This is a genomic window from Streptomyces sp. NPDC052109 (genome assembly GCF_040680195.1).
Taxonomy (GTDB): domain Bacteria; phylum Actinomycetota; class Actinomycetes; order Streptomycetales; family Streptomycetaceae; genus Streptomyces.
This window is the reverse complement of record NZ_JBFAWF010000004.1, coordinates 331,836-349,295: the sequence shown is the minus strand read 5'-3', so window position 1 is coordinate 349,295 and position 17,460 is coordinate 331,836. Positions and strand designations below refer to the sequence as shown.

The 17,460-nt window shown below is 71.5% G+C and carries 17 protein-coding genes; 12 read left to right on the top strand and 5 right to left on the bottom strand.

Translation table 11 applies throughout. The features are described 5' to 3' along the window. Positions 1 to 9: 9 nt before the first annotated feature. Positions 10 to 1,602: an AMP-binding protein gene (locus AB0L59_RS12520; protein ID WP_365582070.1), complete on the bottom strand. Its 1,593-nt coding sequence runs from the start codon at positions 1,600 to 1,602 to the stop codon at positions 10 to 12. Between the two features lie 210 nt (positions 1,603 to 1,812). Between AB0L59_RS12520 and AB0L59_RS12515 the strand changes: the two genes are divergently transcribed. Both AB0L59_RS12515 and AB0L59_RS12510 read left to right on the top strand, forming a co-directional pair. Further along, a complete protein-coding gene (locus tag AB0L59_RS12515) occupies positions 1,813 to 2,946 on the top strand; it encodes an acyl-CoA dehydrogenase (protein ID WP_365582068.1) in 1,134 nt (377 codons plus the stop codon). Beyond that, positions 2,943 to 3,341 (top strand): RidA family protein, encoded by a 399-nt coding sequence (locus tag AB0L59_RS12510; RefSeq protein WP_365582067.1) that lies wholly within the window; start codon positions 2,943 to 2,945, stop codon positions 3,339 to 3,341. Before AB0L59_RS12515 ends, AB0L59_RS12510 begins: the two co-directional genes overlap by 4 nt. Positions 3,342 to 3,357: 16 nt before the next feature. Here AB0L59_RS12510 and AB0L59_RS12505 read toward each other — a convergent pair whose 3' ends face one another. Then, positions 3,358 to 3,552, bottom strand: a complete 195-nt coding sequence (locus tag AB0L59_RS12505) for a DUF5999 family protein (protein ID WP_365582065.1) — start codon at positions 3,550 to 3,552, stop codon at positions 3,358 to 3,360. 233 nt (positions 3,553 to 3,785) lie between these two features. Between AB0L59_RS12505 and AB0L59_RS12500 the strand changes: the two genes are divergently transcribed. Continuing rightward, a complete protein-coding gene (locus AB0L59_RS12500) occupies positions 3,786 to 4,235 on the top strand; it encodes a DUF6299 family protein (protein ID WP_365582063.1) in 450 nt (149 codons plus the stop codon). Between the two features lie 224 nt (positions 4,236 to 4,459). On the opposite strand, the gene AB0L59_RS12495 is transcribed toward AB0L59_RS12500, so the two are convergent. Next, entirely contained in the window at positions 4,460 to 5,278 is an 819-nt protein-coding gene (locus AB0L59_RS12495) for a GntR family transcriptional regulator (protein ID WP_365582061.1), read from the bottom strand. 324 nt (positions 5,279 to 5,602) lie between these two features. Between AB0L59_RS12495 and AB0L59_RS12490 the strand changes: the two genes are divergently transcribed. From AB0L59_RS12490 to AB0L59_RS12450, 9 genes are all read left to right on the top strand, one after another. Continuing rightward, complete coding sequence (locus AB0L59_RS12490; RefSeq protein WP_365582059.1) at positions 5,603 to 6,883, top strand: extracellular solute-binding protein; 1,281 nt, start codon at positions 5,603 to 5,605, stop codon at positions 6,881 to 6,883. 81 nt (positions 6,884 to 6,964) lie between these two features. Continuing rightward, positions 6,965 to 7,963 (top strand): sugar ABC transporter permease, encoded by a 999-nt coding sequence (locus AB0L59_RS12485; protein ID WP_365582057.1) that lies wholly within the window; start codon positions 6,965 to 6,967, stop codon positions 7,961 to 7,963. Further along, positions 7,960 to 8,790, top strand: a complete 831-nt coding sequence (locus AB0L59_RS12480; RefSeq protein ID WP_365582055.1) for a carbohydrate ABC transporter permease — start codon at positions 7,960 to 7,962, stop codon at positions 8,788 to 8,790. Before AB0L59_RS12485 ends, AB0L59_RS12480 begins: the two co-directional genes overlap by 4 nt. 8 nt (positions 8,791 to 8,798) lie before the next feature. Further along, positions 8,799 to 10,286 carry a glycoside hydrolase family 3 protein gene (locus AB0L59_RS12475; protein ID WP_365582053.1) on the top strand — a complete coding sequence of 496 codons (1,488 nt, stop codon included), beginning with the start codon at positions 8,799 to 8,801 and terminating at the stop codon, positions 10,284 to 10,286. A gap of 161 nt (positions 10,287 to 10,447) precedes the next feature. Next, positions 10,448 to 11,482: a phytanoyl-CoA dioxygenase family protein gene (locus AB0L59_RS12470; protein WP_365582051.1), complete on the top strand. Its 1,035-nt coding sequence runs from the start codon at positions 10,448 to 10,450 to the stop codon at positions 11,480 to 11,482. Beyond that, positions 11,479 to 12,768: a DUF6271 family protein gene (locus AB0L59_RS12465; protein ID WP_365582050.1), complete on the top strand. Its 1,290-nt coding sequence runs from the start codon at positions 11,479 to 11,481 to the stop codon at positions 12,766 to 12,768. Before AB0L59_RS12470 ends, AB0L59_RS12465 begins: the two co-directional genes overlap by 4 nt. Continuing rightward, positions 12,765 to 14,024: a type III PLP-dependent enzyme gene (locus AB0L59_RS12460; protein ID WP_365582048.1), complete on the top strand. Its 1,260-nt coding sequence runs from the start codon at positions 12,765 to 12,767 to the stop codon at positions 14,022 to 14,024. Before AB0L59_RS12465 ends, AB0L59_RS12460 begins: the two co-directional genes overlap by 4 nt. A 1-nt stretch (position 14,025) precedes the next feature. Beyond that, on the top strand, positions 14,026 to 14,529 hold the full coding sequence (locus AB0L59_RS12455) for a GNAT family N-acetyltransferase (protein WP_365582046.1): 504 nt from the start codon (positions 14,026 to 14,028) through the stop codon (positions 14,527 to 14,529). Then, positions 14,529 to 15,722 carry an MFS transporter gene (locus tag AB0L59_RS12450; RefSeq protein ID WP_365582045.1) on the top strand — a complete coding sequence of 398 codons (1,194 nt, stop codon included), beginning with the start codon at positions 14,529 to 14,531 and terminating at the stop codon, positions 15,720 to 15,722. The genes AB0L59_RS12455 and AB0L59_RS12450 overlap by 1 nt, the downstream gene beginning before the upstream one ends. A gap of 48 nt (positions 15,723 to 15,770) precedes the next feature. On the opposite strand, the gene AB0L59_RS12445 is transcribed toward AB0L59_RS12450, so the two are convergent. Beyond that, positions 15,771 to 16,403: a UbiX family flavin prenyltransferase gene (locus AB0L59_RS12445; RefSeq protein WP_365582043.1), complete on the bottom strand. Its 633-nt coding sequence runs from the start codon at positions 16,401 to 16,403 to the stop codon at positions 15,771 to 15,773. A gap of 224 nt (positions 16,404 to 16,627) precedes the next feature. Further along, positions 16,628 to 17,425: a UbiD family decarboxylase domain-containing protein gene (locus AB0L59_RS12440; protein WP_365582041.1), complete on the bottom strand. Its 798-nt coding sequence runs from the start codon at positions 17,423 to 17,425 to the stop codon at positions 16,628 to 16,630. Between the last annotated feature and the right edge of the window lie 35 nt (positions 17,426 to 17,460).

The following is a 17,460-nucleotide window of genomic DNA, read 5'->3' as shown; positions in this document are numbered from 1 at the left end:
TCGTCGGCATCACTGCCGGTCACCTTCGGTGCGCAGTCGGAACCGCTGCAGTTTGCCGGTCGCGGTGCGGGGCAGTGCGTCGAGGAAGACGAACTCGCGCGGGCATTTGTAGGGTGCCAGTTCGGCCTTGAGGAAGGCGCGCAGGGCCTCCGGGTCGCGCGCGGCGCCGGCGCGCACCACCGTGTAGGCCACGACCACCTGTCCGCGGGCCTCGTCGGGCCGGCCCACGACCGCCGTCTCCACCACGTCCGGGTGCCGCAGCAGCGCGTCCTCCACCTCCGGTCCGGCGATGTTGTACCCGGCGGAGATGATCATGTCGTCGGCGCGGGCCACGTAACGGAAGTAGCCGTCGGGCTCGCGGACGTAGGTGTCGCCGGTGATGTTCCAGCCGCCGCGCACATACGCGCGCTGGCGGGGGTCGGCGAGGTAGCGGCAGCCGACCGGCCCGCGCACGGCGAGCAGTCCGGGCTCGCCGTCGGGCACCGGTGTGCCGTGCGCGTCCTGCACCCGCGCCTGCCAGCCCGGCACCGGCACGCCCGTGGTGCCCGGCCTGATGTGCTCGTCTGCGGCGGAGACGAAGATGTGCAGCAGCTCGGTGGCGCCGATGCCGTTGATGACGCGCAGCCCGGTGCGCTCGTGCCAGGCCCGCCAGACGGCCGCGGGCAGGTTCTCGCCGGCCGACACGCAGCGCCGCAGCGACGAGACGTCGTGGCTGTCCAGTTGCTCCAGCATGGCGCGGTAGGCGGTCGGAGCGGTGAACAGAACCGAGACGTGGTGGCCGGCGATCGCGGGCAGCAGCTGGCGGGGGCCGGCCTGTTCCAGCAGCAGGGCGCTGGCGCCGGCCCGCATCGGGAAGACCACCAGACCGCCCAGGCCGAAGGTGAAGCCGAGCGGGGGAGAGCCGGTGAAGACGTCGTCCGCGCGGGGGCGCAGCACGTGCTTCGAGAAGGTGTCGGCTATGGCCAGCACATCCCGGTGGAAGTGCATGCACCCTTTCGGGCGACCCGTGGTGCCCGAGGTGAACGCGATCAGGGCCACGTCGTCGGCCGCGGTGTCGACGGCCTGGTACGGAGTGCCGGGCCCGGGCCGGTGCAGCAGGTCGTCGGGGCCGTCGCCGCCGTAGGTCGTGATCCGCAGCCCGGGTATGTCGGCCTTCGCCAGATCGTCCACCGCCCGGATGTCGCACAGCGCGTGCCGCACCAGGGCGATGTCGCACATGGTGGCCAGCTCGTGCGGGCGTTGCCGGTCCAGCACGGTGACCGCTATCGCGCCCGCCTTCAGCACCGCCAGCCAGCAGGCCGCCAGCCAGGGCGTGGTGGGGCCGCGCAGCAGCACCCGGTTGCCGGGGACCACGCCCAGGTCACCGGTGAGCACATGGGCGATCCGGTCGACGCGCCCGCGCAGCTCGCCGTACGTCCAGGTGGGGCCGTCCGGGGTGTGGAAGACCGGGCGGTCCGAATCGGCGTGGTCCAGGAGTTCGGCGGCGCAGTTCAGCCGATCGGGGTAGTGCAGCTCCGGCAGGTCGAACCTGAGCTCGGGCCACTCGTCGGGTGGCGGCAGGTGGTCGCGGGCGAAGGTGTCGACGTGGGCCGAGCGGTGCATGGCGGTTCGCCCCCTTGCCGTGACAGACGTCGAGACGGGCGTCGTGGTGGGCACCGGCGTCCTGGTGGGCTCGCGGATCGAGCGTATCGTGTTGGTGACGGCAGTCAACCTTCCGCGATAACGTCGGTGGGGAGCCGGGGCGGACCGAGGGGGTCTCCCGGGTGGCGACGGGAAGGGTCCTGGTGGACCCGCCCGGAGGGAGGGCCGGCAGTGTCCGCATTCTCGCTCGAACCGGAGCAGACCGCCTGGTGTGCCGAACTGCGCGCGCTGGCCGCCGAACGGCTGCGCCCGCTCGCCGACAAGGGCGAGCCGGGGCACGTCAACCGGCCGCTCCTCGCCGGACTCGGCGAACTCGGCCTGCTGTCACGGCTGTTCACCTCGGGCGCGCTGGACCTGTGCCTGATGCGGGAGTCCCTCGCCCAGGCCTGCACCGAGGCCGAGACCGCCCTCGCCCTGCAGGGCCTGGGCGCCCACCCGGTGCACGCCCACGGCAGCGCCGCCCAGCGCGAGCGCTGGCTGCCCCGGGTCGCCGACGGCAGCGCGGTCGCCGCTTTCGCGCTGAGCGAGCCCGGGGCCGGTTCGGACGCGGCCGCGCTGTCCCTCGCGGCCGAACCCGACGGCGGCGACGGCTGGCGGCTGACCGGCGCCAAGTGCTGGATCTCCAACGCCCCCGAGGCCGACTTCTACACCGTCTTCGCCCGCACCACCCCCGGCGCCGGAGCCCGGGGCGTGACCGCCTTCCTCGTCCCGGCCGACCGGGCCGGCCTCACCGGAAGCGCCCTGGAGATGCTCTCACCGCACCCCATCGGCGCCCTGGACTTCGACGCCGTGCCGGTCACCGCCGCCGACGTGCTCGGCGAGGTGGACCGGGGATTCGCCGTCGCCATGGGCACCCTCAACCTCTTCCGGCCCAGCGTCGGCGCCTTCGCGGTCGGCATGGCCCAGGCCGCGCTCGACGCGACGGTCCGGCACACCCGCCGGCGGGAGGCGTTCCGGGGCACGTTGATGGACCTCCAGGCCGTCTCCCACCAGGTCGCCGAGATGGCCCTGCGCACGGAGGCCGCCCGGCTGGTGGTGTACGCGGCGGCCACGGCGTACGACCGGGGCGCCGCCGACGTGCCGGGGCGCGCCGCGATGGCCAAGCTGCTCGCCACCGAGACCGCGCAGTACGTCGTCGACACCGCCGTCCAGCTGCACGGCGCCCGGGCCCTGCGCCGTGGCCACCTCCTGGAGCACCTGTACCGCGAGGTGCGCGCCCCGCGCATCTACGAGGGCGCGAGCGAGGTCCAACGGGGCATCATCGCCAAGGAGCTGTACGCGAGGACGAAGGAGGAGTCCCGGTGACGACCGAGCGCGTCAACCCGCCCGAGCTGTCCCCGCCGACCGGCTTCTCCCACGCGGTCGTCGCGTCCGGCTCCCGCGTGGTCTTCCTCGCCGGCCAGACCGCCCTCGACGCCGATGGCAAGGTCACCGGCGACACGCTCCCCGAGCAGTTCGAGCGGGCCCTCGGCAACCTCCTCGCGGCCCTGCGCGCGGCCGGCGGCACCCCGGCCGACCTCGCCCGCGTCACCGTCTACACCACGGACGTCGCCGCCTATCGCGCCCACGCAGGCCGACTCGGACAAGTCTGGCGGGAGTTGGCGGGCCGTGACTATCCGGCGATGGCCGTCGTGCAGGTCGTACGGCTGTGGGACGAGCAGGCGATGGTGGAGCTGGACGGGTTCGCGGTACTGCCCTGACCGGCAGCCGGACCGGTCAGGCCGCCACCGCGAGCCGCTCCGCCGGGAGGCGGCACGGCGGGACCACGCTGCCGTCCGGGTGCAGCTCGCCGCTGTCGTCGAAGACGATCGAACCGTCGCACAGCAAGGTCCAGCCCTGCTCGGGGTGGGCGGCCACGGGGTGCCGCGGGGCCGGGCCGGACGCGGGGTACGAGGACTGGTTGGAGCACATGGCGCACCTCCACATCGGGATGTGAGGGGCCGGCGGATGTGGCCGCCCCCGTCATGCATAGACCATGCTCTCCTTGTGAACGCCCCGGAACCGCGTGTCGTGAAGCGTGACAACACCCGGACAACTCCCGGACGGTTCCAAGACGCGCCACCGTTGGAGTGACGATCACACCCGGCGGCCCGGCAGCCCGGTACCAGTGGAACCCCCCATCCCATGGAACCGGGAGGTATCCCATGCCCGTACGCCCCGCCCTCGCCGCGGCCCTCGGCGCCGCCGCCCTGCTGTGTGCCACCGCCGGTCCGGCCGCCGCAGGACCGGCCGGCGCCGACTCCGCCGACCCTGCCGAGACCGTCAAGGTCGACACCACCGGCCGCATCACGGCCGACGGCACCGTCACGCTCTCCGGCAGCTACCGCTGCACCGCCGGTACCGGTCCGGTGTTCGTCAGCTCCTCGATCAGCCAGAGCGATCCGCAGGCCAAGCACGGCGTCGGCGGCAGCGTCGCCCAGTGCGACGGCGCCGAGCACCGCTGGGAGAACTCCGGCCAGGTCGACACCAAGGAGTACAAGGCCGGGAAGGTCCACGTCCAGGCCACCCTCATGGAGCTGCGCCCGTCGGGCCTCGTCCCGCTGCCCACCTTCCACGCGGCCACGGACCAGGACGTCACCCTCGCCAAGGGGTGAGCAGCGGGCCCATGCCGAGCGGCCCGGAGAAAGGACGCACCGGGCCGCTCCGCGCCGCGGCGGGACGCCGGTCGTGAGCGCCGGCTGCGGGACGCGTCGAGGGGGCGGAAGCCATGGTGAGGGGGGTCGGCCGCACCGGGTGGGCTTACCGCACGATGTCCGTCGTCGGCGGTTGCGCCAACAGGGCGGCCCGGTCCGCGGCGTGCAGCCGAACGCCTGTCGTCTCAGGCGGTGTTGAGCCCGTCCTCGTCCGACGGGGTCCGTCTCCGCCGCACCACCGTGGTGCCCGGCCGGCGCAGCGCGGCCACGAACTTGTAGCGCGACCCCCGGTACACCGAGCGCACCCACTCCACCGGGGTGCCCTCCGCGTCCCGCGAGTGCCGGGACAGCAGCAGCATCGGCAGCCCCACGTCGGTGGCGAGCAACTGCGCCTCGCGCGGGGTCGACAGCGACGTCTCGATGGTCTCGTCGGCCTCGGCGAGATGGACGCCGTACACCTCGGCGAGCGCCGTGTACAGCGACGGATACGTGGCCAGGGAGGCGCGCAGTCCGGGGAAGCGGCGGGCGGACAGATGCGTCGTCTCGATCGCCATGGGGTCGCCGCTGGCCAGCCGCAGCCGTTCGATGCGCAGCACCCGCTCGCCGATCCCGATGCCGAGCAGGCCCGAGAGCCGCTCGTCCGCCGGCACCTCCCCGATGTCCAGCACCTGCGAGGCGGGGGTGAGGCCCTGTGCCTGCATGTCCTCGGTGTGCGAGGTGAGTTGGAGCGTGCGGTACAGCTTGGGCTGGGCCACGAAGGTGCCCTTGCCCTGGATGCGGTCCAGGCGGCCCTCGCCGACCAGTTCCTGAAGAGCCTGCCGGATGGTGGTCCGCGAGGTGTCGAACCGGACGGCGAGCAGCCGCTCGGCCGGCATGGCGCAGCCGGGCTGCAACTCCTCGGCCATGGCGAGCAGTTGCTGTTTGATCCGGTAGTACTTCGGCACGCGCGCGGTGCGGCCGGACGCCCCCCTGTGCGGCTGGGCGCTGCTGACGTCGGTGGTCATGCCTGCCTTCCCGGCTGTGTCGACGGTCTCCCGTTATAGCGACCAACTGCCCTATGGTCTAGTCCAACTCGCTCGTCAGGGTCCGGTCCAGCCGGACGCCGGGCGAAAGGGGGCGGATGCGGACGCAGGCGCTCCGGTGACGTTCTCGTAACGGCCGGAATCGGCTTCGCGGACCACCCTTGACACCCCGAAAGGTCTAGGCCAAGCTCCACGGTACTGGTCTACACCATTAGTGGCCAGGTCCCGAGCCCTACGTGCAACAGCGTCGTACGCAGGTCACCGCCGAGGGCGTGGGGGGTTAGAGGCATCCCTGAGGAGGGTGGCGTGAAGCGCAAGCTCGCTGCCGCGATCGTGATCGCGGGCATGATGGTCTCCGTTGCGGCGTGTGGCGGAAACGACGGCAAGGACAGCGGCAAGGACGCGGGACCGTCGAGCTGGAAGGGCCAGACGCTGACCGTCTGGACCATGGACGGCTCCGCGCCGCCGCAGTGGACCAAGGACGTCCAGGCCGCGTTCGAGAAGAAGACCGGCGCGAAGCTGAAGTTCGAGATCCAGAAGTGGGACGGGATCCAGCAGAAGATCACCACCGCCCTCTCCGAGGACAACCCGCCGGACGTCCTGGAGGTCGGCAACACCCAGACCCCCGCCTACGCGGCCACCGGTGGCCTCGCCGACCTCGCCGACCTGAAGAAGGAGATCGGCGCCGACTGGACGCCGTCGGTCTCCCAGTCCTCCGTGTACGACGGCAAGCAGTACGCCGCCCCCTGGTACTTCGCCAACCGCGTCGTCATCTACAACAAGGCGATCTGGGCGAAGGCCGGCATCAAGACCACCCCGAAGACCCGCGACGAGTTCTTCAAGGACCTGGACACCATCGGCAAGAAGACCGACGCCGAGCCGATCTACCTGCCGGGCCAGAACTGGTACTTCCTCGACGGCCTGATCATCGGTCAGGGCGGCGAGCTGGTGAAGAAGCAGGGCGACAAGTACGTCTCCAACCTCGCCGACCCGAAGGTCGCCGCGGCCATGGAGATCTACAAGAAGTACGCCTCCTACTCCAAGGCCCCCAAGGACAAGGACGAGGCCACCCCGCAGCAGGCGACCATCTTCGCCAAGGGCAAGACCGGCGCGTTCATCGGCATGGGCTGGGAGGCCGGCACCGCGATCCAGGCCAACAAGGCCATCGAGAAGGACCTGGGCTACTTCACCATCCCCGGCAGCACGGCCGACAAGCCCGAGGGCGTCTTCCTCGGCGGCTCCAACCTCGCCGTCGCCCAGGGCAGCAAGAAGCAGTCCCTGGCCAAGGAGTTCCTGAAGATCGCCCTGTCCGACCAGTACGAGGGCGAACTGGCCAAGCTCAACGGCATCGTCCCGAACAAGACCTCCCTGGAGAGCAACCTCAAGGGCAACGCCGCCGCCGAGGCCGCCGCGCCCGGCGCCGCGGTCGGCGGCACCACCCCGCTGATCCCGGAGTGGGCCGCGGTGGAGAACACCCCGAACCCGATCAAGTCCTACATGACCTCCGTGCTGAACGGTAAGTCCCCGGCGGACGCCGCGAAGCAGGTCGAGAGCGAGATCGACAAGCGCCTGGCCCAGCAGAACTGATGACCCCGCCGGGGGCGCCCGAGGGTGCCCCCGGCTCAGTCGTCCGTACGGCCGGTTCGGCCATGGAAGAGATGGCAACTCATGTCAGTGCAGACCCAAGGCACGGACACGGCCGGGGAGCCCGCTGTCCGCAAGGCCCGGATACCGGGGCCGCCGCGGGGTGCGGACCGTGACCCCGGATCCCCGTCCCGCCGCGGTGCCGCCGCCCCCTACCTGCTCCTGCTGCCCGCGCTGCTGGCCACCGTGGTCCTGCTCGGCTGGCCCCTGGTCAAGAACGGCATGCTGTCGTTCCAGAACCTCAACCCGCGGCAGCTCATCCAGCACCTCACCGAGTGGAACGGCGTCGAGAACTACCGGCAGGTGCTGTCCGAGTCGGAGTTCTGGCACGTCGTCGAGCGCTCCGTCTTCTTCACCGCCGCCAACGTCGTCCTCGTCATGGTGCTCGGCACCCTGATCGGCCTGCTGCTGGTCCGGCTGGGCAAGAGGATGCGGCTGGTGCTCATGGCGGGCCTCGTCCTGGCCTGGGCGATGCCTCCCATCGCCGCCACGACCGTCTACCAGTGGCTGTTCGCCCAGCGTTTCGGCGTCGTCAACTGGGTCCTGGACAAGCTCGGCTGGCACACCATGGCCGACCACAACTGGCTGGCCAGCCAGTTCTCCACGTTCGCCGTGGTGATCCTGCTGATCGTGTGGCAGTCGATCCCGTTCGTGGCGATCAACCTCTACGCCGCCACCACCACCATCCCCAAGGAGCTGTACGAGGCCGCGTCCCTGGACGGCGCCGGCGCCTGGCAGAGCTTCACCTCGGTGACCCTGCCCTTCCTGCGGCCGTTCCTCTACGCCACGACCTTCCTCGAGGTCATCTGGGTCTTCAAGTCGTTCACGCAGCTCTTCGCGATCAACCAGGGCGGTCCCGACCGCCTCACCGAGACCCTGCCGATCTACGCCTTCGTCGAGGGCGTCGGCAACCAGCACTTCGGGGTCGGCGCGGCGATCTCCTTCCTGACCATCCTGGTGCTGCTCGTCATCACCTCGTACTACCTGCGCATGGTCCTCAAGCAAGAGGAGGACGAGCTGTGAACCGCTCGCTCTTCGGCCGTATCTGGCCCAACGCGACCGCCGTCGTCCTCTTCGTCGGCTTCGTGTTCCCCGTGTACTGGATGTTCGCGACGGCCTTCAAGCCGACCGGCGACATCATCTCCGAGAACCCGGTGTGGTTCCCGACGAACATCACCCTCGGCCACTTCAAGAAGGCGATCGACGCCGACCACTTCTGGACGCTGGTCGTCAACTCCGTCACCGTCACGGTCCTGTCGGTCGTCTTCGCGCTCGTCATCGCCCTGGTCGCGGCCTTCGCGCTCGCCCGGATGCGGTTCAAGGGCCGGCGCGGGCTCATCGTGACGTTCATGCTGGCGCAGATGGCCCCCTGGGAGGTCATGATCATCGCCATCTACATGATCGTCCGCGACAACGACATGCTGGACAGCCTGGTCCCGCTCACCGTCTTCTACACGATGATGGTGCTCCCGCTGACCGTCCTGACGCTGCGCGGCTATGTGGCAGCCGTGCCGAAGGACCTGGAGGAGGCGGCCATGGTCGACGGCTGCACCCGCACCCAGGCGTTCGTCCGGGTCATCTTCCCGCTGCTGGCCCCCGGTCTGATGGCGACCTCGCTGTTCGGGTTCATCACCGCCTGGAACGAGTTCCCGCTCGTCCTGATCCTCAACAAGGACATCGAGAAGCAGACGCTGCCGTTGTGGCTGTCGCAGTTCCAGACCGCCTTCGGCGACGACTGGGGCGCCACCATGGCCGCCTCGTCCCTGTTCGCGCTGCCCATCCTGATCCTCTTCATCTTCCTGCAACGCAAGGCTGTCAGCGGTCTGACCGACGGCGCCGTGAAGGGATGACCCGGCCGATGACCACACTCGCCACCGGCACCCACACCCTCATCCGTGACGCCCTCGCGGTACTGCAGCCGGGGTTCGACGGCACGACCGCGCCGGACTGGGTGCGCCGCCGCCTCGGTGAGGGCCTCGCCTCCGTCGCCCTGTTCGGCCGCAACGTCGTCAGCGAGGACCAAGTCACCGAGCTCACCGCGCAGTTGCGGGCCGAGCGGGACGATCTGCTGGTCGCCATCGACGAGGAGAGCGGCGACGTCACCCGCCTCGACGTACGCACCGGCTCCTCCTTCCCCGGCAACCACGCGCTCGGCGCCGTCGACGACCCGGACCTCACCCGGGCCGTCTCCCGCGAGCTGGGCCGGCGCCTGGCCGCCTGCGGAGTCAACTTCGACTGGGCGCCGTCCGCCGATGTCAACGCCAACCCCGACAACCCCGTCATCGGCGTCCGCTCCTTCGGCGCGAGCACCGACCTGGTCGCCCGGCACACCGCCGCCTGGGTCGAGGGCCTGCAGTCCACCGGCGTCGCCGCCTGCACCAAGCACTTTCCGGGCCACGGCGACACCAACGTCGACTCCCATCACGCGGTACCCCGCATCGACGTCGACGCCGACACGCTGTACGAGCGTGAACTGCCCCCGTTCCGCGCGGCCATCGCCGCCGGCACCAGGGCCGTCATGAGCGCGCACATCCTCGTGCCCGCCCTCGACCCGGACCGCCCCGGCACCCTCTCCCGCCGCATCCTCACCGAGCTGCTCCGCGAGGAACTCGGCTACCAGGGCCTGATCGTCACCGACGGCATGGAGATGCGCGCGATCTCCGGTACCTACGGGCTGGAGCACGGCGTGGTCCTCGCGATCGCGGCCGGCGCCGACGCCATCTGCGTCGGCGGCGGGCTGTGCGACGAGGGCACCGTGCTGAGGCTCAGGGACGCGCTCGTGGCCGCCGTACGCTCCGGTGAACTGCCCGAGGAACGGCTCGCGGACGCGGCCGCCCGGGTGCGGGGCCTGGCCGCATGGACCGCCGGGGCCCGCGGGGCGGGGGCCGCGACCACGCCCGACCCGGGGGTCGGTCTGGCAGCGGCCCGGCGCGCGCTCACCGTGACCCGCTCCGGCGCCGCCGCACCGGTCGCCGCACCGGTGTACGTCGCCCAGTTCGAGCCGGCCCGCAACATCGCCGTCGGCGACCAGACCCCGTGGGGCGTCGCCGCCGAGCTGCAGCGGCTGCTGCCCGGCACCGGCTCCGCCTCCTTCTCCGGCGACGGTGCCGGTGAGGCCGCCCTCGCCGCGGCCGGCGGCCGGCGGATCGTCGCCGTGGTCCGCGACGAACACCGGCACGACTGGATGCGCTCCGCCCTCGACACCCTGCTCGCCGCCCGCCCCGAGACCGTCGTCGTGGAGATGGGCCTGCCGCAGGCCGCCCCGCGCGGCGCCCTGCACATCGTCACCTACGGCGCCGCCCGGGTGTGCGGCGTGGCGGCCGCCGAGGCCGTCGTCGCCGGCTGACGCCCGATCCGCAACGGCCGCCCGCCGAGTCGGCGGGCGGCCCCGACCCCGAGCATGCGCAGGGAAATCGGTGGCCCCACGCGCCCTCGGGTATGCCACCGGCACATGTCGCACGTCCAAACCGCAGGTGTATTCCGACCCGATCATCCCGGAGCGAACACATGCAGACGTCCGCCCCCTACCTCCACCGGGCCGCCTCCGCGCGCCCCTACTTCAGCGCCGACGGCGAGACCTACCTCACCCCCACCCCGCTGCGCCACATCGAGAAGTCAGAGCCCCTCAGGGTGCTCTCCGAAGAGGACTTCGCCTTCTGGCAGACATACGGCTACGTCGTCGTGCGCGAGGCCATCACCCCGGGGGAGGCCAAACAACTCCTGGACTTCGCCTGGCAGTTCCAAGGGCTCGACCCCGACCGCCCCGAGACCTGGTACGACGAGCCGGAGTTCCGTTCCGAACTCGACCAGCACCTGTTCATCTACGGCTTCGTCGAGGCCTACCACCACCAGCTCCTCTGGGACAGCCGCCAGACCCAGCGGGTCTACGACGCCTTCGTGGACGTGTGGGACTGCGAGGAGCTGTGGGTCACACTGGACCGGCTCAACCTCAACCCGCCCAACCGGCACACCCGTTCCCGTGCCCAGATCGAGCCCACCGACGAGGGCTTCGACATCGAACTGCACTGGGACGTCGACACCACTCTCGCCGTCCTGCCGCAGCGCGTCCAGGGCATCATCGCCCTCAACGACACCCGGCCCGAGCTCGGCGGCTTCCAGTGCGCCCCGGAACTCTTCCGCCGGTTCGAGGAGTGGCGCGTGGGCCGGCCGGCGGGCCGCGACCCGGTCCGGCCCGGCACCGACCGCGCCGAGTTCCCGGTGACCCGACCCGACCTCCAGGCCGGCGACCTGCTCATCTTCAACGGGCTGCTGGCGCACGGCGTGGCACCGAACCTCTCTGACAACGCTGTCCGAGCCGTGCAGTACCTGTCGATGATGCCCGCGCTGGAGGAGCACACGGCTCTGCGCGACTCCCGGATCGACTCCTGGCGCACCCTCGCCACTCCCACCTGGAACGCCACCCTCCTCGGCGACGCCCGCGAGCCGGAGGCGCACCGCTACGGACCGGCCACGCTCACCCCGCTCGGCAGAAAGCTGCTCGGACTGGACCCCTGGACCACCACCGCGGAAGAGGCACAGTGAACCGCGTCTGCCTCTGCCTGCCCACCAACCGGGCCTGCTCCGCCACCATCGCCGCCCTCCACGACGAGGCCGCCTACGCCGCCCGCCGCCACGGCGCCGATGTCAACCTGCTCATCCTCGACTCCTCCGACGCCCACACCCGTGCCGAGCACGCCCGGACCGTCGCCGCCCTGCCCCCGGCCGGGAACGTCACCGTCCACCACCTCGACGAGGCCGCCCAGCGCGCCTTCCTGCGCCGCACCACCGAGCGGGCCGGCCTGCCCGAGCCCGACCGCCTGCTCCACCTCATGCTCCCGCCGGCCGTGTCCTACGGCGCCTGCACCAACCGCGCCTTCCTGCTGGCCGCCGCCCTCGGCTGTGCCTCGGTGCACCGCCGGGACTCCGACAGCACCTACCAAGTACACGCCGGCGAGCCGGTGTTCCCCGTCCACCACGAGCTGCCGTACCTCGGCAGGCCCGCCGCCGAGGCCGGGGCAGGCGGGCTCCACACCGACCTCGACCCGGCACTGCGCGGCCGCCCGGTGTCGCTGGCCGGGGCCTCCTTCATCGGCGAACTCTCCGTCGACATCGGGGAGATACGGCGCCTGGACGAGGGGATCTACCACGACGTCGTCGGCCTCTGGGCGCCCGGCGACTGGTCCGAGGAGCGCAGACGGGAGCTGGTCGAGGAGTCCTTCACCGGCGCCGGCACGGCACCCTTCACCGGTGACCGGTCGACCCTCACCGTCGTCGATCCGATGCGGGTCGACATGTGCAACATCGCCTTCGACCGCGCGGTGTACGAACGCGTCCCCCTGCCGCCCGCCACGGACACGATCGGCAGCGACTACTTCCTCCTCCACCTCGTCCACGACGCCGGCCTGCCCGGCATCCTGCACAACCGGCATATCCAGAACTTCCACACCCCCGAACGCCGCACCGACACCGGCTTCCCGGCCTACCAGCGGCGGTTCGTGAAGTTCCTGCTGTCGATGCTCTACTTCCACCACGTCTATGACCGCATGGCCGCCGAAGGCGCCGGACTGCTGGACGAGCGGCATCGGGTACGGGCCGACCGGATCGTGGAGTTCCTGCGGGGGAGCACCGGCGTGGACCGCACCGAGAACGTCTGGCGACTGGACCGGGTGGACACGGCGTACCGCAAACTGGGTGGCCGGTACGCGGAGTTCGCCGACCGACTCGCCGTGGAGCGGGAGCGGTTACTGGACGAGGCTCAGTCGGACATCGAGGACTACGCGTACCTGGTCGAGGCCTGGCCGGCGCTCGTCGAGGCGGCCCAGGCATGAGCGCCCCGAAGTGGCGCGAGGAACCGCGCGATCAACCACGACGAGCCGGTGGCCGCCCGACGGCACGTCGCGGCACTCCTTCGGGCGCACTCGCCCCACACCTCGCCGCGGCCCGAACCGACCGCATCATCTACGACCTCACCGGCATAGAGCACCAATACGACACCCTGCTGAACGAGCTCCCCGGTACGCACGTCCGCTTCGCCCTCAAGGCCTGCCCCGTCGACGAGGTCCTGCACGCCCTCGCCGCCCGCGGTGCGGGATTCGACGCCGCCGGCCCCGCCGAGATCACCCAGGCCCTCCACGCCGGCGCCCAGCCGGCCCGCATCCACTACGGCAACACCGTCAAGTCCGACCACGACATCGCCGAGGCCCACCGCCTGGGTGTCCGCACCTTCGCCACCGACAGCGTCGAGGACGTCACCGCCCTCGCCGAACACGCCCCCGGCTCCCAGGTGTTCTGCCGTCTCGCCACCAGCGGGCAGGGCGCCCTGTGGGGCCTGAACCGCAAGTTCGGCTGCGCCCCCGACGACGCCGTCCGCGTGCTGACGACGGCCCGCGCGGCCGGCCTCACCCCGGCCGGCCTGTCCGTGCACGTCGGCTCCCAGCAGATGACCGGTGAGGCCTGGCAGCAGGCCCTCGACACCCTCGCCGGCACCCTGACGGCCCTGGTGGGGCGTGGGATCGTACCCGACCACGTCAACCTCGGCGGCGGCCTGCCCGCGCTCGGCTACCAGGACCGCCACGGCAACCCCCTCGACCCGCCCCTGGACAAGATCTTCACCGTGCTCCGCGAGGGCATGGACCACCTGCGCGGACTCAGCCCCGCCCCCCTCGACTTCGTCCTGGAACCCGGCCGCCACCTGGTCGCCGACCACGGTGCCGTCCGCGCCCACGTCTCCCGGCTGACCCGCCGCCGGCAGCCGGACGGCACCGACGCCCACTGGCTCTACCTGAGCTGCGGCAAGTTCAACGGCCTCTACGAGATGGACCAGTTGACGCACCGGATGGTCTTCCCGGGCCATTCAGGGGCCCAGGAACACGTCTCCGCGATCGTCGCCGGCCCCACCTGTGACAGCGACGACGCCTACGGCGACGGCCGGCACCCGGTGCGCGTACCGGCGTCCCTCGCCTCCGGCGACCCGGTCTGGATCCTCTCCGCCGGCGCCTACGCCACCAGCTACATGACCCAGGGGTTCAACGGCATCCGCCCGCTGCCCTGCGTGTGCACCCGCGGGCAGGAAGGACACCACTGACATGACCCACCTCGTACGGGGCGTCACCGAGGCCGACTGGCCCGAGGTCGTGGCCCTGGAAGCGGAGGTCTACGCGGACACCTCGCTGACGGAGGGGGAGACCGCGCTGCGCTCCCGGGCCGCGGCGGGCACCTGCTTCGTCCTGGACCTCGACGGCCGGATAGCGGGCTACGCACTGGCTCTGCCCTACCCCAGGTTCAGCTGTCCCGACCTGACCCGGCCGGAGCAGACCGCGCACCGCTCCTCCAACCTCCACCTGCACGACCTCGTCGTCACCGCGCCCCTGCGGCGCAGGGGGCTCGGCACCCGGATGGCCCGCCACGTGTCGGGCGTGGCCCGCGCCCGCGGCTTCGCGACCATGTCGCTCGTCGCCGTCGCCGGCAAGGAGTCCTTCTGGCGGGCCAACGGCTACCGCACCCACCACGGGACGCGGTTGCCGGCCGGTTACGGCAGCGGCGCGGTGTACATGTCGGCGCGACTGGCCGCGGTGCGGGAGGCGAGCTGATGCCCAGTCCCTCCTTCCGGCGCGCCAAGTGGTCGATCGCGGCGCTGTTCTGCTTCCTCGGCTTCCAGTACGGCACCTGGGTCTCCCGCCTCCCCGCGCTCAAGACCCGGCTGGACCTGGGAGCCGGGGAGGTGGGCCTGCTGCTGATGGCCTGCGGGGCCGGAGCGGCGGCCTCGTTCCCGCTCGTCGCCGTCCTGATGCGCCGCCTCGGCTCCCGGCGGCTGTCCCTCGTCTCCGCGCTGTGCCTGATCGCCGTGCTGGCCGCCCTGGCCGTCGTACCGACCTACCCGCTCGCACTCCTCGCCGTCTGCGCCGACGGAGTCGCGGTCGGCTGCCTCAACGTCGCCATGAACGCCCAGGGCGCCGCCCTGGAGAAGGCGTACGACCGCACCGCCATGTCCCAGCTGCACGCCACCTTCAGCGCCGGCCTGCTCGCCGCAGCGCTGCTGACCTCCGGCGTGACCACCCTGACCGCCTCGGTGCCGGCCCACTTCACCGCGGCGGGCGCCCTGTTGCTGCTCCTGCCGGCCGGCGCCCGTTCCGGCCTGCTGACGCACCCGGAACCGGAGACGGCGGACGGCCCGAAGCGGAACCGCACGCTGGCCCTTCCCTCGTGGGCGACCCTGCTGATGGGCTGCGCGATGGCCTTCGGCACGATCACCGAGGGCGCGATGAACGACTGGTCGACGCTCTACCTGAAGGACGCGGTCGGGGCCTCCTCGGCGGTGGCCCCCCTGGGCATCGCGGTCGTCTCCGGAATGATGCTGCTGGCCCGCCTGCGCGCGGACCGCTGGCGCACCCGCTGGGGCGACGGCGCGGTGGTCCGGGTGGGCAGCGCGGTGGCCGCAGCCGGCCTGGCCCTCGCCCTGCTCACCGGCGGGGTGGTGCCGACCCTCCTCGGCTTCGCCTGCGTCGGTCTGGGCGCCGCCGCCGTCACCCCGTGCGTGTACGTCGCGGCGGCCGGTCACGGCTCGGATGCCCTGGCCCTGGTCGCCGCGATGGGCACGACCGGGCTGCTGGCCGGTCCGGCCCTGATCGGGTTCGTCGCCGGCGCCACGAGTCTGACCCTCGGCATGGGCACGGTCGCCGTCTCGGCCCTGATCGTCACACTGACGGCGTTCCGGATCCCCTGGACCGGCCGTGCCGCGGCACCCCTCACCGGGCCACCGGCACCGGCGCGTGAGAACGCGTAGGGATCTCCTGGCAGAGGTGCCGCGCCCTCGTATGGCCGAACACGACCGTCAACGCCCGCGGCTGTGCTTGCGTCGGGCCGCCGTGTCGCTGCCGTCCCACTGATAGCGATCTGTGCTGGACAGCCCCAGGAACTGCAGGACGCGTTCCACGAACTCGTCCCGCAGTTGCGCGAGCGTCTCGGGCAGGTTGTAGTACGTGGGGATCATGGGGTACACAGTGGCTCCCGCCTCCGTGACGGCGACCATGTTGCGCAGGTGGATGAGGTTGAGGGGCGCTTCACGGAGGCAGAGGACGAGTCTGCGCCGTTGCTTCAGCATCACGTCGGCGGCTCGCTCGACGAGGCTCTCCGACTGTCCGTGAGCGATGCGTCCGAGGACACCGGCCGCACACGGCAGGATGATCATCATGTCGCTCGGATAACTGCCGCTGGTCACTGGTCCGGCCATATCGTCCGGATCCAGGAAGCGCACTTTCGGCGATGTCGCCTCCAGGGCCCGGACCACCGACTCCGGATCCTCGCCGGTCTGGAATTCGAAGGCCACGAGTTTGCGCCCGTTGGCCGACACCAGAAGGTCGACATGGCCTACCCGGTCATCTCGCTGAAGTGCGGCAAGCAGGGCTTTGGCCACGCCGGTGCCGCCCGCTCCCGTGACGGCAACCGTCACACTCTGATGGGTCACGACTGTTCCTCTCCTGACTCACAGGGTCGGCAGCCTCATGGGCTCATGCCGGACGAGTGGCGTCTCGACGCCTGTGGCCGAGGACCGGTGCCGCCGACAGTCCGACACGCACGTTGATCGGTACCTCGCCATGTGACCGCCAAATCCCATGGGTCACTCGCCCAGCGGCTCGCGGATGCCGTCACGGCAGTCGGCAGCCTCCGGCTGTCCTCGGGCGGCAGGCGTCAGCGCGACGCGCCAGAGCCGGTGCCGTCCGCCGGCCCGGCTTCGGCGGCGAGGACCTTGGCGCGCACATCCTCGGGGAAGACGCCGTCGAACGTGGCGGGCGGAACGCGTCCGCTGCCCACCGCCGGGAGCAGGGCGTCGTGGACGACGACGGCTCCCCAGCCGTTGTGCAGTTCCTCCTCGGTGAAGCACGGGTACCAGGGCATGATCGGCCCGTGCCACTGCTCCTGCCGGAGCGACGGGTGCACGCGGGTGGCCAGTGCCCACAGCAGGTCCGAGTCGTTCGACGGATCCACGTCGTCGTCCAGGACGTAGACGACCGGGGAGAGCCGTCCGACGCGCGTGCCGTTCAGGACCTCGCCGATACGGTGCACGAAGCGCGCGGTGTCCATCCCCGGCATCAGGTCACGCCAGTTCTGCGGGACCGTGATCACCGTCCAGAAGCAGGCGGCGCCGAGCGGCAGCCAGGCCGTCGTGATGGGCAGCCCGGCCTCCCGCAGGACCGCGACGACCTCTGCGGAGATGCCCGCAGCCGGTGCGACGTGTGAATCGTCGACGGGGCGTCCGGCGGCGGCCAGTGGCCAGATCGGGTCGTCCCGGTAGGTGACCGCCTCGATGCTGAACAGCGGCTGCGGGGACGTCTCGGGCAGGGCCCAGCCGTGGAACTCCGCGAACGGGCCCTCCACGGCGTCGCGCATCGCGGAAAGGTGCCCCTCGATGACGACCTCGGCGGAGGCGGGCACCTCCAGATCGTTCGTCTCGCACGCACGGCGGGCGCCGGCAGGCGCGGGAGACAAGCCGTTGGATCGAAGAACTGCTCGGGCCCGAACGG

Coding starts and splice junctions, on each gene's coding strand:
- AB0L59_RS12520 (WP_365582070.1), bottom strand. CDS start 1,602: ATGCACCGCTCGGCCCACGTCGACACCTTCGCCCGCGACCACCTGCCG.
- AB0L59_RS12505 (WP_365582065.1), bottom strand. CDS start 3,552: ATGTGCTCCAACCAGTCCTCGTACCCCGCGTCCGGCCCGGCCCCGCGG.
- AB0L59_RS12500 (WP_365582063.1), top strand. CDS start 3,786: ATGCCCGTACGCCCCGCCCTCGCCGCGGCCCTCGGCGCCGCCGCCCTG.
- AB0L59_RS12495 (WP_365582061.1), bottom strand. CDS start 5,278: ATGACCACCGACGTCAGCAGCGCCCAGCCGCACAGGGGGGCGTCCGGC.
- AB0L59_RS12485 (WP_365582057.1), top strand. CDS start 6,965: ATGTCAGTGCAGACCCAAGGCACGGACACGGCCGGGGAGCCCGCTGTC.
- AB0L59_RS12475 (WP_365582053.1), top strand. CDS start 8,799: ATGACCACACTCGCCACCGGCACCCACACCCTCATCCGTGACGCCCTC.
- AB0L59_RS12470 (WP_365582051.1), top strand. CDS start 10,448: ATGCAGACGTCCGCCCCCTACCTCCACCGGGCCGCCTCCGCGCGCCCC.
- AB0L59_RS12460 (WP_365582048.1), top strand. CDS start 12,765: ATGAGCGCCCCGAAGTGGCGCGAGGAACCGCGCGATCAACCACGACGA.
- AB0L59_RS12455 (WP_365582046.1), top strand. CDS start 14,026: ATGACCCACCTCGTACGGGGCGTCACCGAGGCCGACTGGCCCGAGGTC.
- AB0L59_RS12450 (WP_365582045.1), top strand. CDS start 14,529: ATGCCCAGTCCCTCCTTCCGGCGCGCCAAGTGGTCGATCGCGGCGCTG.